This is a genomic window from Pseudomonas sp. 3HC3, assembly GCF_044904505.1.
GTDB lineage: Bacteria > Pseudomonadota > Gammaproteobacteria > Pseudomonadales > Pseudomonadaceae > Aquipseudomonas > Aquipseudomonas putida_Y.
Genome location: NZ_JADDRH010000001.1, coordinates 774,530 through 788,632 on the forward strand (window position 1 = coordinate 774,530; position 14,103 = coordinate 788,632).

The 14,103-nt window shown below is 59.5% G+C and carries 13 protein-coding genes; 9 read left to right on the forward strand and 4 right to left on the reverse strand.

The annotated features are described in order from the left end of the window. Nucleotides 1-11 precede the first annotated feature (11 nt). The 4 genes from INQ47_RS03790 to INQ47_RS03805 all read left to right on the forward strand — a co-directional run bounded on the left by INQ47_RS03790 (nucleotide 12) and on the right by INQ47_RS03805 (nucleotide 4,507). Entirely contained in the window at nucleotides 12-2,192 is a 2,181-nt protein-coding gene (locus INQ47_RS03790) for a PepSY domain-containing protein (protein ID WP_404701129.1), read from the forward strand. After that, nucleotides 2,182-3,147, forward strand: a complete 966-nt coding sequence (locus INQ47_RS03795; RefSeq protein ID WP_404701230.1) for an FAD:protein FMN transferase — start codon at nucleotides 2,182-2,184, stop codon at nucleotides 3,145-3,147. The genes INQ47_RS03790 and INQ47_RS03795 overlap by 11 nt, the downstream gene beginning before the upstream one ends. A gap of 68 nt (nucleotides 3,148-3,215) precedes the next feature. Beyond that, nucleotides 3,216-3,917 (forward strand): VIT family protein, encoded by a 702-nt coding sequence (locus INQ47_RS03800; RefSeq protein WP_404701130.1) that lies wholly within the window; start codon nucleotides 3,216-3,218, stop codon nucleotides 3,915-3,917. 113 nt (nucleotides 3,918-4,030) lie between these two features. Then, nucleotides 4,031-4,507: a GNAT family N-acetyltransferase gene (locus tag INQ47_RS03805; RefSeq protein WP_021782911.1), complete on the forward strand. Its 477-nt coding sequence runs from the start codon at nucleotides 4,031-4,033 to the stop codon at nucleotides 4,505-4,507. Nucleotides 4,508-4,591: 84 nt separating this feature from the next. On the opposite strand, the gene INQ47_RS03810 is transcribed toward INQ47_RS03805, so the two are convergent. From INQ47_RS03810 to INQ47_RS03820, 3 genes are read right to left on the reverse strand one after another with little or no spacing between them, the layout of a single operon-like run. Next, nucleotides 4,592-5,995 carry an ATP-binding protein gene (locus INQ47_RS03810; protein WP_404701131.1) on the reverse strand — a complete coding sequence of 468 codons (1,404 nt, stop codon included), beginning with the start codon at nucleotides 5,993-5,995 and terminating at the stop codon, nucleotides 4,592-4,594. After that, nucleotides 5,992-7,806, reverse strand: coding sequence for a DAHL domain-containing protein (locus INQ47_RS03815; protein ID WP_252460863.1), 1,815 nt, complete (start codon nucleotides 7,804-7,806; stop codon nucleotides 5,992-5,994). The genes INQ47_RS03810 and INQ47_RS03815 overlap by 4 nt, the downstream gene beginning before the upstream one ends. Further along, a complete protein-coding gene (locus INQ47_RS03820; RefSeq protein ID WP_404701132.1) occupies nucleotides 7,803-8,801 on the reverse strand; it encodes a cytochrome-c peroxidase in 999 nt (332 codons plus the stop codon). The genes INQ47_RS03815 and INQ47_RS03820 overlap by 4 nt, the downstream gene beginning before the upstream one ends. Nucleotides 8,802-9,000: 199 nt before the next feature. Here INQ47_RS03820 and INQ47_RS03825 point away from each other — a divergent pair, with 199 nt between their 5' ends. Next, the gene (locus INQ47_RS03825; protein WP_404701133.1) at nucleotides 9,001-10,371 is read left to right on the forward strand and encodes an HD domain-containing phosphohydrolase; all 1,371 of its coding nucleotides are present in this window, start codon (nucleotides 9,001-9,003) and stop codon (nucleotides 10,369-10,371) included. Between the two features lie 121 nt (nucleotides 10,372-10,492). Continuing rightward, nucleotides 10,493-11,158 (forward strand): SOS response-associated peptidase, encoded by a 666-nt coding sequence (locus INQ47_RS03830; RefSeq protein ID WP_404701134.1) that lies wholly within the window; start codon nucleotides 10,493-10,495, stop codon nucleotides 11,156-11,158. Between the two features lie 272 nt (nucleotides 11,159-11,430). Here INQ47_RS03830 and INQ47_RS03835 read toward each other — a convergent pair whose 3' ends face one another. Next, on the reverse strand, nucleotides 11,431-11,688 hold the full coding sequence (locus tag INQ47_RS03835) for a hypothetical protein (protein ID WP_404701135.1): 258 nt from the start codon (nucleotides 11,686-11,688) through the stop codon (nucleotides 11,431-11,433). Between the two features lie 882 nt (nucleotides 11,689-12,570). Here INQ47_RS03835 and INQ47_RS03840 point away from each other — a divergent pair. The 3 genes from INQ47_RS03840 to INQ47_RS03850 are packed head-to-tail and all read left to right on the forward strand — an operon-like array spanning nucleotide 12,571 to nucleotide 13,884. Then, on the forward strand, nucleotides 12,571-12,825 hold the full coding sequence (locus INQ47_RS03840) for a helix-hairpin-helix domain-containing protein (protein WP_404701136.1): 255 nt from the start codon (nucleotides 12,571-12,573) through the stop codon (nucleotides 12,823-12,825). Then, entirely contained in the window at nucleotides 12,818-13,531 is a 714-nt protein-coding gene (locus INQ47_RS03845; RefSeq protein ID WP_404701137.1) for a helix-turn-helix transcriptional regulator, read from the forward strand. The genes INQ47_RS03840 and INQ47_RS03845 overlap by 8 nt, the downstream gene beginning before the upstream one ends. A 44-nt stretch (nucleotides 13,532-13,575) precedes the next feature. Beyond that, entirely contained in the window at nucleotides 13,576-13,884 is a 309-nt protein-coding gene (locus INQ47_RS03850; protein WP_404701138.1) for a hypothetical protein, read from the forward strand. The last annotated feature ends 219 nt before the right edge of the window (nucleotides 13,885-14,103 follow it).

A 14,103-nucleotide genomic window follows, 5' to 3' on the forward strand; every position in this document is an offset into this window, starting at 1 on the left:
GGAGGCTGAACATGCTTCGTCAGTTCCATTCCCTTCCTGGCCTGATCGCCGCCCTGTTGGTCATGGTATTGGCCATCAGCGGCGCGATCCTGTCTGTCGAGCCGGCGCTGGAACGTCTGCACAATACGTCCACTTCTGCCGGGCAACTCAACGTCGGCCAACTTGCCGGGCGCGTTGCCAGCCACTTTACGGGGGTGGAGCAGATCCAGCGCTCAGCGTCCGGCACGGTGATCGTCTACTACAACCAGAACGGCAAGGCCGGGGCGGAGAAGGTCGACCCACTGACCGGCCAAGGGCTCGCCCCTTACGAGCCATCCGCGTTCACCCGCTGGGTGAAAGACCTGCACCGCTCGCTGTTCCTTGGCACGCCGGGCCATGGCGTATCGGGTGTTGGTGCCCTGCTCATGCTGGCGCTGTCACTGTCCGGCACGCTGTTGCTGGCCCGGCGCCTGGGTGGCTGGCGCAACCTGCTGCGGCCGCTGCGGGGCACTTTCAGCCAGCGCTGGCATGCTGAAGTCGGGCGACTGGCCTTGCTCGGGCTGTTGTTATCGGCACTGAGCGGGGCCTACATGTCCGCCACCACGTTTGGTTTTATCGCCGACGGCAGTCAAGCTGAACCCGCCTTCCCTGCGCACGTCAGCGCCGGTCCGGCCTTGCCGGTGGCGAAGCTGCAGGCCTTGCAGGCCACCGACTTGAACGACTTGCGCGAGCTGGTCTACCCGAGCCCCGGCAACCCCCGCGATGTGTTCTCCCTGCGCACAGCACAGGGCGACGGCTACGTGGATCAGGCCAGCGGCGCCTTGCTGTCCTATCAAGCCCACGACCCGATGCTCAACCTCTATGAATTGGTCTACCAGTTGCACACTGGCGAAGGCCTCTGGTGGCTGGGCCTGTTGCTCGGGCTCTGCGCCCTCTGCGTGCCGTTGATGAGCGTGACCGGCGTTCTGTTATGGTGGCGCCGCCGCAAGGCTGGCCCGCGCCTTCGCCACAACAGCCCTGCTCATGCTGCCGACAGCGTGATTCTGGTGGGCAGTGAAAACAACAGCACCTGGGGTTTTGCCAAAACCTTGCATGACGCCTTGCACCAAAGCGGCCATCAGGTGCACAGCGCGCCGATGAACGACTGGTTGGGCGATTACCGTAATGCTCAACGGGTGTTCATCCTCACCGCGACCCACGGTGACGGCGATGCGCCGGCCTCGGCTTCGCAGTTCCTGGCGCGGCTGGCCAAAACCGGCGTCAAGCCCGGCCTACCCTTTGCGGTGCTGGGCCTGGGCGACCGTCAGTTTGCGCAGTTCTGTCAGTACGCCCATCAAGTGCAGGACGCCATGTTGCAGGCCGGTGGCTCGCCATTGCTGGGGCTGGAAACCGTCAACCGCCAGTCCCCTCAGGAGTTTGCGCGCTGGGGCCACGCGTTGGGCGACGTGTTGGGGCAGGCGCTGGCGCTGGTTCATACCCCGCAGCGGCCGCGTACCCATTCACTAGAGCTGACAGAGCGGATTGCCTATGGCGAACAGGTAAATGCACCGACCCATGTCCTGCGCTTCAAAGCGCGCGGCGGACTGCCGAGCTTTCTGGCCGGCGACCTGGTCGGGATTCTGCCCCCGGGCAGCCCAATCCCGCGCTTCTACTCGCTGGCCAGCGGTTCCCAGGACGGCGTGCTGGAGATCTGTGTGCGTAAACACAACGGGGGCATGTGCTCGGAGTTTCTTCACGGTCTAGACATTGGCGCGCAGATTGACGCCTTCATTCAGCCCAACCCGCAATTTCGTCCGGCATCGGGCACGCACCCGGTAATCCTGATCGGCGCCGGTACCGGTATCGGTCCTTTGGCCGGCTTTATCCGCAACAACAAGGCCCGACACCCGATGCACTTGTATTGGGGCGGGCGCAACCCGGCTTCGGACTTTCTCTACGAACCGGAACTCAACCAATTCTTGTCGGACCGCCGCCTTACGCAATTGCACGCCGCCTTTTCTCAGGTCCCGGAGCGCAGCTACGTGCAAGACCGGCTGATCAATGATGCCCTCGCCTTGCGCCGGCTGATTGAAAAAGGTGCCCAAGTACTGGTGTGTGGCAGTCGCGAAATGGCCAAAGGCGTGATGCAGGCCCTGGATGAAGTCTTGGCGCCCCTCAACCTCAGCGTGCTGACCCTCAAGGCACAAGGACGCTACCGTGAAGATGTCTACTGAGTTGCAGCGTTACAGCCTGAACGGCGAAACCATGGGCACCCGCTACACTGCCCTGTTTTATGCCGGGGCCGGGCTTGATACCGACGAAATTGGCCAGCAACTGGCCCGCGCCGTGGCCCGGGTGGACCAGCAAATGTCCACCTGGAAACCCGACTCGGACCTTAACCGCCTCAATGCCGCCCCCGAGCAGCAATGGGTGTCGGTACCCGACGAACTGGCCACGGTGCTGTCTGCTGCATTGCGCGTCAGCCGGCAATCCGGCGGCGCCTTCGACATCGCTGTTGGTGACCTGGTGAACGCGTGGGGCTTCGGCCCAGCGGCGCGGCAGGTCACAGCGCAGGGGATCGGCACAATTGCGCCGCGCTCCTGGCTGTCAGCCGACGCCGCATTGGAGGTTGCGCCACAACGCAATCAGGTGCGCAAGCGCGCGCCGGCGAACCTTGACTTGAGTGGAATTGCCAAAGGTTTTGGCGTGGATGAACTGGCCCGTTGCCTGGAAGGTTCAGGTATCACTCGCTACCTGGTCGGTATCGATGGCGAAATGCGCGCCCGGGGCGTCAAACCTGACGGACAATGCTGGGTCGTGGCCCTGGAAAAGCCCAAAAGGGGCGTGCGTGAGGTCATGGGTGTGATGGAACTTAGCGATACCTCAATCGCGACCTCCGGGGACTACCGACAGTGGGTCGACGTGGCCGGTCAGTCCTATGCTCACACCATGAACCCGGCCACCGGCGCGCCACTGCGCAACTCGCTCGCCGCCGTCACCGTGGTGGCGGCCTCGTGCATGCTCGCCGATGCCTGGGCCACGGCGCTGATGGTCCTGGGCGAAACCGAAGGCCCTCGTCTGGCCCAGGAGCGCGGGATGGACGCGCTGTTCGTGCTGCGCGAGGGCGAACAGTTCAAAGAAATATCCATTGTCGGCGGACAGTTGCAGGCGCAAATTGAAACCCGCTGACGCCGGCTGCAGGCGCGCTCGGCACCCGTGCAACTTGAACCGCCTTATGACAGGGAGCCCGTTAAACAGTGAAATTCATGCACAGACACACCGAGGCACACAGAAGCGATCGTATCGGCTGGCTGCGCGCCGCTGTCCTGGGTGCCAACGACGGCATTGTCTCTACCGCCAGCCTGCTGATAGGCGTCGCGGCCGCCGACGCCAGCCATGCCACGTTGCTGGTCACCGGGATGGCGGGGCTGATGGCCGGGGCCATGTCCATGGCCGCCGGCGAGTACATTTCGGTACATTCCCAGGCCGATACCGAACGGGCGGACTTGTCCCGCGAACGGGCAGAACTGGCCAGCGACCCGAAAGCTGAGCACATCGAACTCACCAACATCTACATACATCGCGGGGTAGCACCCGAACTGGCGCATCAAGTGGCCGATCAACTGATGGCCCATGACGCACTGGGCGCCCACGCGCGGGACGAACTGGGCATCAGCGCCACGCTCGCCGCCAAACCCTTGCAAGCCGCCCTGGCGTCCGCCGCCAGTTTCGTGGTGGGCGCCGCCTTGCCACTGGCGGTGACGTTCGTCGCGCCGGAGCACAGCGTGGTGCCCTGGATATCGTGCATGTCATTGGTGTTTCTCGGGTCATTGGGGGCTATTGCCGCCAAGGCAGGCGGGGCCAGCCTCATGACCGGCGCCTGGCGGGTGACCGTCTGGGGGGCGTTGGCCATGGGCGCCACGGCTCTGGTGGGTCGCTTGTTTGGCGCGGTGGTCTAGCGTAAGAAGCGGACCTCAGGCCGTGCAGTCGGCGGCCTACGAATCGATCCGCCCTGGTGCAGTTCGGCCAGGGCGCTTTACATCAGGTTTAAAGCGGTTTGAAAAGGCACATCATGCAACTGCATTTCCGACCTCTCAGCGACGCCTCCATCGCTGACATCATCGCGCTCAACAACAATCCCGATGTCTTACGCCAAATGCCCTTGGGTCGTCCCGACTTTGACGAAAGCAAGTGCAAGGTGTGGGTCGCCCAAAAAGAGGCCCAATGGGCACTGAATGGCTATGGTCCCTGGGCTTTTTTCGTTGAAGATGAATTCGCCGGCTGGGGTGGCCTGCAGCAGGAAGACGGTGACGCTGATCTCGCCTTGGTGCTTCATCCAGACTACTGGGGGCTTGGCAGAGTGATTTTCGATGAGATCGTACGGCGCGCTTTCCAGGAGATGGGGCTTGAGTCGATCACCCTGTTGCTTCCACCAACCAGAACACGAATCAAAGGTATTCTTCGCCTGGGGTTTCGCCTTGACGGAGAGGTGGATATCGACGGCACGCCCTTCTCGCGCTATCGGCTACTCGCCACGGCCAAGCATTGACTTGTTGGCTGGATCGCCGGGGCGCCCCCCTGCCCTTTCCTGGTTCCGGTAGACCCATCCGTCAGCAGCATGACGCGTGCCCTATCACAGCGTTGTGCTCTGCTTTACCGGCAGTTGTACACGAAACGTTGTTCCCACTCCGACCTGGCTTGATACGGTTATCTCGCCACCGTGTTTCTTTACAATGCCATAGGAAAGGGACAGGCCTAGCCCGGTACCTTGGCCGACGGGCTTGGTGGTGAAAAAAGGATCGAAGATTTTCTTGATGTTCTCCGGTGCTATCCCCGCGCCTGTATCTGCAACTTCGATGCACACCCAGGCGCCTTGATGAGCAGTGCCCAATGTGATGGTGCCCCGCTCGGGGCCCATGGCTTGGGCGGCGTTGAGCACCAGGTTCATTATCACTTGGTTGATCTGCGACGGCAGGCATTCGACAGGGGGTAACGGCTGGTACCGTTTTACCAGGTCGGCTTTATGTTTCAGCTCGCTCGCGACGATGTTAAGCGTGGAGTCAATGCCCTGCTGCAAATCGGCTAATTGCCACTGCTGAGCGCTGTCAACCCGCGAGAAGTCTTTGAGATCCTTGACGATATGCGCCACTCGACCGATTCCGTCCTTGGACTCCTTGATGAGGATCGGGATGTCTTCCATGAGGAATTCCAGCTCCGTCTGCTCACGAAGCCTTTGCAAGCGCCCAGTGGTTTCGTTTGCGCCAAGCATCAGTTCGGCCTCGCGATAGGCGTCGAGCATCGCTACCAGTTGCTGGAAGTACCCTCCCAGAGCGCCCAGGTTGGAGGACACGAAACCGATCGGATTGTTGATCTCGTGCGCCACGCCGGCAGCCATCTGCCCCAACGAGGCGAGTTTCTCCGATTGCACCAGTTGGCTTTCCAGCTGCTTGCGCTCCTCGATCTCCTGCTGCAGCGCCTCGCTGGCCTGGGTCAGTTGCTGGGTACGCCGCTCTACCCGCTGTTCAAGCTGGTGCATTTTCAGCGAGGCTCGTTGGGTCATTTCCCACTTGGTCAGCAAGGTGCTGGCCATTTGCTGGACCTCGATGTTGTCGAACGGCTTTTTCAGGATCAGCAGGCGGTCGTGGGCCTGCAGCCGGTCGAGCAACTCATCCCAGGAATAGTCCGAGTAGGCGGTGCAGACGACTACCTGCAACAGCGGGTCCTCTTCCCACAGGTGCTCAATGGTCTGAGCGCCATCCCATCCACCTGGCATTCGCATGTCGACGAAGGCCAACGCGTAGGGCTTGCTGGCCTGCAGCGCACGCTTCAGCAGGCCGAGACCTTCCTCACCGCCATAGGCTGAATCGAGTTCGAATACCGGTCGTTCGTTCTTGACCTGCTCGCCGAACAACAACCCTTCCATCTCGTCCAGCTCAGAGTTCTGCGATCTGGCCGGGGCGAGGATCTTGCGAAAGTCCTCGTGGATAGTCGGCATGTCATCGATCAGCAGGATCCGGCGATTGATCATGTCACTCATGCAGGCTCCGTCACCGCGATCAGCGGGATCCTCAGGGTAAAGACAGCACCCAAGCCAGGGCCGTCGCTGTGTGCGGTCAGGTGACCATTCATCTCGATGGCAGCCAGGGCGCAACTGTGCAAGCCGAAGCCATGCCCGTCCTTGCGCGTGGTGAAGCCATGGGCAAAGATCTTCTGCAGGTTTTCAGGGGCAATGCCTTCTCCTTCGTCCAGCACGCTCATTTCCAGGAAGCCCCCCTCAACGATGCGCGTCCTGAGGATCATCGTCCGCGGGTCGCTGCCGGGGCCGGACATGGCGTACTTGGCGTTGCTGATCAGGTTGATCAGAATCAGCAACAGCCTATGCCGGTCGCCCATCACCAGAGGCAGGTCTGTAAAGTCGCGCACCACCCTCACCTGATGCCGGATCAACGCGCCTGCGTTCATGCGCAGCGCGTCCTCGACCAGGTCGTTCACCGACAGCGGCTCAGGCACATTTTTAGCGCCGGCATAGGATTGCTGGGTGGCCACCACTTCCTTGATGTGGTCGATGCTCTTGTTCATTCGTTCCAGCTCGATCAGCATTTCCTTCTGCTCATCGGCGATCGCCTCGGTCAACTGGTTGAGGTAGCCGGGAAGCAACCGGCCTCTGGGATCCTCGTCGAGAAACCGACCGATGTCAGTGGCATGCTCGCGAAACAGTTGCATGGCTTTGCCCAAACCCTGGGTTTTGCTGCTGCGCAAAGTTCGAGCGATGAGATCAGAGGACGTGTTCACGCTGTTGAGCACGTTGCCCACGTTGTGCAACACATTGGTGGCGATCTCCGCCATACCTGCCTGGCGCGCGGCGTTGAACAGCTCGCTCTGAGCGTTCCGGAGCTCCAGGGTGCGTTCCTCGACCCGCTGTTCCAGAACGTCATTGGCGCTTTGCAATGCGTTGTTGACCCGTCTCACCTCGGCGAAGCTGCGCACCAGCAACGCAGCCAGGCAAATGACCGAGAACATCAGCAAGCCTGATAGCCATAACGTGTAGAGATGGTTTTTACGGTTGATCCTTTCAACCTGCTGTTGATCCCTGTCCAGGAGGCCGGTGATCGTATCCAGGCGCTCGGCAACCGGAATCGCCTCGATCTGTTCGAGCAGGCGGTTGACGACAGGTTGCTCGCGCAGGATCAACGCCACGTGATTGCTCAACAGATTGAGGGGCGTCTGGAATTCTTTGGGCAGGTTCTCCGCGTTAACAGCCAAGTTGCCTAACCCCACCTCTATCTCGGCAGCCCTTTCCACAGAGGTAACCTGCGCGAACTCCAGGGCACTTAACAAGAGGTCATAAGTGTCAGTGACGAATACGTGTACCTCCTGCCGATTCGGGGCCAGCATGGTGTTGATCTGGGCCTGAATACCGTCCTCGGCTGTGGGTAGAAATGCCAACGAATTTCGCAGCAAGGCATTGTGCGACTTGAATTGCTCCACGAGCCGAGCCTTTTCCCCGAATGCAGAAAGAAAACCGTCATGGGCATCGCGCCACTGGTTTGAGTCATCACGCCCTTGCTCGGCTTCCCGACGGTCGAACCGTGCCCACAGCCGCTTCATCTCCTTGAGAGGGATCACAAGTGGATCGTAGTTATGGGAAACGGCTACCCGGGCCTTGAGCACCTCGTTTTCCCATACAGCATCCTGTTGCTTGAGCTGACGAATGAGATCTCGGGATTCGTTGTAGGTCTGGGTCTGCTCTGACCCGGAATTCAGGTACAAGTACAGCAGCATCGACGCCAGTATAAGGACCAACCCACTGAATAGAATCAGGCTTGTGCGCCGAGAAATAACCCTCATGGCTGACCCGCCTTTTCAGCAGTAAGGGTCTTGAGGAACAGCATGATGAGCCTGCGGTCCTCATCGCTTGGGATTCGTCCAAGCTGATACTGGAACATCACGTCGATCGCACGCTCCAGCGTAGGCGCCGAGCCATCGTGGAAATAGGGCGCGGTCATCGCCACATTGCGCAGGCTCGGCACTTTGAACACACCCCGGTCGGCCTCCTCTCCGGTCACGTTGAAGCGGCCCTGATCCGCCTCGGTGGGGTTGCCGCGGTCCGCGATGTAGTCGCCGAACACGCCAAACTTCTGGAACATGTTGCCCCCAATATTCACCCCTTGGTGGCAGGCGATGCAGCCATAGTCCTTGAAGCGCTGGTAGCCGTATTTTTCCTCCAGGGTGAGCGCCTCGGTATCGCCCTGCAGGTAACGATCGAAGCGTGCGCCTGGGGTAAGAAGCGTCCTTTCATAATCGGCCAACGCGCTGAGGATGTTGTCCTTTGTCACCGCGTCCGGGTAGGCATCCTTGAACGCCTGACGGTAACGCACGTCTGCGGCGATGCGCTGCTTGATCACCCGCCAGTCTCCGCCCATCTCGTGAGCGCTGGTGATCACCGCATCCCCCTGCTCCTCGAGCGACTCGACCCGGCCATTCCAGAACTGTCGGAAATTAAGGCTGGCATTGAGTACCGTTGGCGTATTGAGCGCAAGCGGCTGGCCATCAGCACCGGTGGAAAACGCCCGGTCATCGGCCCCGTACTTGTCCAGACGGTGACAGCTGGCACAGGACAGTGTGTTGTTGAGCGACAACCGTGGATCGTTGAACAACTGGCGCCCCAGTTCCACACGCTCGGGTGCCAGCGTGGGTATCGGAGGCAGCGGCTTGAGCGGCTCGTCCAGCGGCTCGGCCTCGCTGCCCGCACTCAGGACCAGTAGCACCCACAGGCTCAGACAACGTCGCAAGCGCTGCAGGTGAAGAACGGAACGATAACGACAGGTTGTATGCGCAAACATCCGGGAGAATCCTTTTTCCCTGGGCTGATGGATATACAGATGGGTGGTGCCCTGCCGTCAGGTTAGATGCCTTCCAGACAATTTGCCTGCCACACGCCACACCATGCCCCGACACCTGTCGCGGAAAAATGAACTAGCCTTTGACCTAAGCGCTCGTTGAGCTCGAGTGCCTCCATCGATCGACCACGTGAGGCCTGCCATGGACGTGCAACAGCCCCCGAATTCACCCTATCGGCCGACCGTGTTGCTAGTAGACGATGAGGAGTCGATCCTTAGCAGTCTGCGTCGGCTGTTGCGTGGCCAACCCTATGACGTGAAGCTGGCGACCAGCGGCGAACAGGCACTGGCGCAAATGGCCGAGGGCCCGGTAGACCTGGTGATGAGCGATGCGCGCATGCCTGGTATGGACGGCGCCACCTTGTTGGCGCAGATCAATCAGCATCACCCATCGACCGTCAGGATCTTGCTGACCGGCTATGCCGACCCGAGCGCAATCATCAAGGCCGTCAATGACGGTCAGATCCACAGTTACATCAGCAAGCCCTGGAACGACGACGAATTGCTAATGACCTTGCGCCAGGCCCTGGAGCACCAGCATTCCGAACGCGAGCGCCAACGCCTGGAGCTGCTGGCACGTCGGCAGAACGCCCAGTTGAGACTGCTCAATAACGACTTGGAGAAACGCGTTGCAGCCCGTACCGCGGAGCTGCAGCAGACCGCTGACATGCTCGATCTGGCCTACGAAGAGCTTAAACACAGCTATGTTACCGGGACTGAGGTGTTCTCGATGTTGGCTAATCTGCGGCTGCCTCCAGCCAAGCAGACCAATCGGCAGATCATCGAACTGGTGCGTTGCTACTGTAGGGCCCACGCCTTGGACGAGGCGATAAGCCGCGATCTGGCCATGGCTGCGGCGCTATACAACATAGGCAAATTGAGTTGGCCGGATAGCATGATCGTTGCCCCTTCGGACCAGCTGATGCACAGCGACCGCGACCGATATCGCGACTATCCACGCCAAAGTGAAGCGCTGCTGATGACCCTTGAGCCCATGAAAGATGCCGCGCGCCTGATCCTGCATCACCAGGAGCACTGGGACGGCAGCGGTTTCCCCGACCGGCTCAAGGGTGAAGCCATCCCGCTCGGCGCCCGCTTGCTCAAGCTGGCTGTAGACTTCGTTGAGCTACAACGGGGTTTGATTCTTGAACGGCAGATGAACAGTGATGAGGCTTTGCTCTACCTGCGCAAGTACGCCGGCCGGTTGTATGACCCGGCGCTACTGGAGGATTTCGTCCAGGTTTGCGCGTCGTTCAACAGCGATCTCACCCTGGTGGATCCTGAAGTCCAGGTGTGTACCACGCGTGACCTGGCGCCGGGAATGGTGCTTGCGCGCAACCTGAACGCCGACAACGGCATGTTGCTGCTTAACGCCGGCAAGGTTTTGAGCGCCGCGCTGGTGGAAAAGCTGGTGGCCTTCGAATCGATGGAGGGTGGCAAGTATTGCATTTTTGTTCGGGTTCCCTCGAACGACCCTATAACGCCTGGAAGATCAGACTTGGCGCCGTGCTGAATGGAGGTGGGGCGATCATTCAGCCCTTCACCACCAAGACTGCGCGTACAGCACGCCGTCGACCTCCTCCCCACCGGCGATACACCCAAGCACTATGCTTGCTCAGGCAGGAGGGCCGCGCATGTGTGGAAGGTTGAGTCAGTACCGAGGCATACACGACTTTGTCGAAACCCTGAGCCTGCCAGAGGCCTGGCGGAACAACGTCGGCGACCAGCCACTTGGCCGGTACAACGTCGCGCCGACCACGCTGGTGGCAGTGCTGCGAATGGATGAAGCAGGCCCGCGGGCGGACCTGGTGAGATGGGGCTGGCGGCCGCATTGGGCGATCGACCGTGCTGCGCCGATTAACGCCAGGGTCGAAAAGGTGGCACACGGCCCCTTCTTCCGGGCGATCTGGCCGCACCGAGGCATAACGCCGATCGACGGCTGGTATGAATGGGTCGATGAAGGCGGACCGAAGAAACAGCCGTACTACATCCGACGCCGGGATGGGCGCCCTTCCCTTTGCGCCAGCATCGGCCAGTTCGCTGGCGGCGAGCATGATGGGTTCGTCATCATTACGGCCGATGCCCAGGGCGGAATGGTAGATGTGCACGACCGCAGGCCAGTGGTTTTGGCCCTAGACCTTGCGCGTGAGTGGATGCAAACCGCGACGCCGGGCGAACAGGCCGAGCAGATGGCGCTCAACCTGGGCGAGCCAGCCGAGGCCTTCGAGTGGTATCGAGTGAGCACAGCCATTGGCAATGTGCGCAACCAAGGCGCCGAGCTGATGCAGCCGCTTCAGTGAAGCGGTAGTAGACCATGCCGGCCCTAGTACCGGCAGCGCAACATCATCGACCACTGATATGCAGGGTTTCGACTCGGGGACCGGGTCGACTTGGAAACCGCGCAGCACGACGATTGGTAACACCACCGTCCACAATGGCACTTGCCCAAGGCGTTACTGTTGAAATGGCACGACTCGACGAACAGGGAATACCGTTATCAACAGCTGCACAGATTCGAAGGCAGTCGACCTGCCCGTGGTTGCGGTGGGTCCGATCGCAGACCTCGGCGAATTCACCTGGCAGGACAAGCTCCGTTTTTCTGACTTTCCACGTACTGTTCAGCCATAACCTTCCCTTCGAGAATGGCTTCTGTCGAAGAGGAGAATGGTCGCCTCACACGCAGGGTTCGCGCCGTTGCGCCCGGCTTCCCTACCGCGACCAACATCCCCGTGGGAAATTCGACGCTCGACTCCCACAGCACGTAAATCGATGCCTGGTAACCAAGGTAGGAATGCACGTAAAGGTCATGACTGGTGGACTGAAGGCTCATCACTTTCTCCAACTGGGCGCCTCAATGCGCTTTTGATGGAGATACGACTCAAGCGATCTGACAAGCGTTCCGTTTTCCCTGCATCGTTATCCGTGAAGACGCGAGCCTCTGCGCGGGAGGGGTTCAGGCCCTGGTGCTTTGGGCGCAGGAAACGCCTTGGCGACCCAGTCGTGAGCACGCTCGAGCGCCCAGGCCATCGCCGCAGACAGTTTCTGTCCACGGCAGTCAGGGTGTAGCTCTTCGAGCAAGAGCACGCCTTTTTTCCCGTAGATACCCAAGAAAAGTTGAGTGGCGTTTTCAAGTGAGAGTCGGGCTTGGATGTTGATTAAAGTGCCGCAGGGAAGGCGCTCATCGTAGTTCCGGGAATGCAACGCAGAATTGGCCCATTCCCAATAGATTTTGCCGCGATTACGCATGGAACGGACCTTGAACTCATATTCTTGACTGGTGAGACAGAATACACAGCTGTTCCAATGAATCCACTGCTGAAGGTGTGTGTTACATTTTTTTACATCTGCTTTTCGTTTAACAGCCGTGATCGCCCCACCAGCCTCCCCTCCAATCGCCGCGCGGTCAACGCACGGTCGCTCAAGGAAAGTGGCTACGGTGTTCCGCCAGGCGAGCGCCATGAATTACCGGCGGATGGACAACCTGGCCTAGCGGGTGGCCACGCTCCGGCGTATGGCGTCCAAAACCGCATACCCACTCGGACCCTTTGTGCTCCAACCGAGCAAAGGTGGGCTGTGGCCCAAAATTGGCCCAAACCTGACGCGCGCACCGTCCTGATGCTTACGCTGAGGGCGATGGAGTCCATCTATTGAGATGCCCTCTCTCGTCGGGCAAACTCTGGTTGTTTCATTGGCCGATAACAGGAGTTTACGGATGCCATTTCCACTGACGGAACATGATGCCTTGTTGGCCCTAAAGGGCGTAGGGCCGGCCGTTATCGCTCGTCTTGAGCAGATGGGCATTGACTCGCTAGCTGTGCTCAGCAAAGCGAATGCTTGTGACATCCTGGCTCAGGCATCGGCAGCAGTGGGATCGAGTTGCTGGAAGAATAGCCCCCAAGCTCGGGCCGCCATTAACGCGGCCATCGAGCTTGCAAAGGACTCTCAGTTGGGCACACCTAGTGCGTAAAGCTGATCGCTTATTTCAATTGGTAAATCTGATTCGTGTCCATCAGCCAATCTCTGCTGAACGACTGGCTAGCCGAATTGGCGTTTCCGTTCGCTCAATCTATCGATACATCGACGATCTTTCCTTCAGTGGAATCCCAATCTATGGTACCGCCGGCGTGGGGTATGCCTTGGATGCCGACTTTGAGATGCCGCCATTAACGTTGAACAGGCTCGAACTGGATGCATTGATGCTCGGGATGGAAATGCTTTCAGCTTCCGCCGATAACGATCTAAGTGCTGCTGCAAGGATGTTGTTGAGCAAAATCTCAGCGTCCATAGCCCATCACCAGATTGACCCCAGCACGGCAAAAATCAGGGCACTTGGAACCACTCCTTCCTCGACGCGTGGCCATCTGGCAACCCTTCGAAATGCCATCGAAAATGCTCAGGCGCTGACGATAACTTATACCAGCTTGGATGGTGCAGTTTCGCAACGCCTCATTTTTCCCCTTGGCCTTTTCTACTGGGGAGGAAAGTGGACGGTTGGAAGCTGGTGTAGCACCAGAGCGGCTTACCGCGATTTTCGGGTCGATCGCATAGCCTCCATCGCTATTGCTCAACAACCATCACCCGACAATCCTGCCCTCGATCTCCAAGCGTATATGAAGCACCAGGCAAGCCAGTGGAAAGCGATCACTGCTACTGACACTACGCTGTCAGTATGAGCTATTGATAATTGGGACTTCCTAACACACAGCAGGTCATCCCTATGCAGCGCTCATCTCATGTACTCGAATTAGCCATTTTCAGGGTCAAACAGGAATGCGTTGCGCAAATGCCTGTGCTCCGCGCAGGGCTTCGTGAAACGTTAAAGACCTTTCCCGGTTTGATTGAGTACCGTGCCTACTGCCCGATGAGCGACGACCGAATCTTCGCGGACTTAGCAATGTGGGACAGTCTTGAGAACGCACAGAAAGTGGCAAAGGCGTTCAACGATGGAGATCCGAGATTCTCTGAGTATATGTACGCTATTGAAAGCCTGACGTTCATGAGTCACCTCGCTCCAGAGATGAGTTGACCCCGACGGCCTGCCAGAGCTGGCAAGAGACACCGATGCCTTTGCTGTCAGGCATCGGTGTCGTCACCTCCAGTGTAAGTGTTCTCAGATCACCTATTGCTAGGTTCCGGGCTGCAAACTGACGTTATCTGGCAAAGCCGTTTCGAAAAAACGTATCGTCCGCCCTCACACCTTGCGTGACTAAACGGGCGCCCAGCAGTAGCGTGAGAATCGAGCATC

Excerpts from the sequence above, each read along its gene's own strand:
- INQ47_RS03810 (WP_404701131.1), bottom strand. The coding sequence starts at position 5,995 with ATGAGTGACATGATCAATCGCCGGATCCTGCTGATCGATGACATGCCG.
- INQ47_RS03835 (WP_404701135.1), bottom strand. The coding sequence starts at position 11,688 with ATGAGCCTTCAGTCCACCAGTCATGACCTTTACGTGCATTCCTACCTT.
- INQ47_RS03805 (WP_021782911.1), top strand. The coding sequence starts at position 4,031 with ATGCAACTGCATTTCCGACCTCTCAGCGACGCCTCCATCGCTGACATC.
- INQ47_RS03815 (WP_252460863.1), bottom strand. The coding sequence starts at position 7,806 with ATGAGGGTTATTTCTCGGCGCACAAGCCTGATTCTATTCAGTGGGTTG.
- INQ47_RS03850 (WP_404701138.1), top strand. The coding sequence starts at position 13,576 with ATGCAGCGCTCATCTCATGTACTCGAATTAGCCATTTTCAGGGTCAAA.
- INQ47_RS03795 (WP_404701230.1), top strand. The coding sequence starts at position 2,182 with ATGTCTACTGAGTTGCAGCGTTACAGCCTGAACGGCGAAACCATGGGC.
- INQ47_RS03820 (WP_404701132.1), bottom strand. The coding sequence starts at position 8,801 with ATGTTTGCGCATACAACCTGTCGTTATCGTTCCGTTCTTCACCTGCAG.
- INQ47_RS03790 (WP_404701129.1), top strand. The coding sequence starts at position 12 with ATGCTTCGTCAGTTCCATTCCCTTCCTGGCCTGATCGCCGCCCTGTTG.
- INQ47_RS03825 (WP_404701133.1), top strand. The coding sequence starts at position 9,001 with ATGGACGTGCAACAGCCCCCGAATTCACCCTATCGGCCGACCGTGTTG.
- INQ47_RS03840 (WP_404701136.1), top strand. The coding sequence starts at position 12,571 with ATGCCATTTCCACTGACGGAACATGATGCCTTGTTGGCCCTAAAGGGC.
- INQ47_RS03830 (WP_404701134.1), top strand. The coding sequence starts at position 10,493 with ATGTGTGGAAGGTTGAGTCAGTACCGAGGCATACACGACTTTGTCGAA.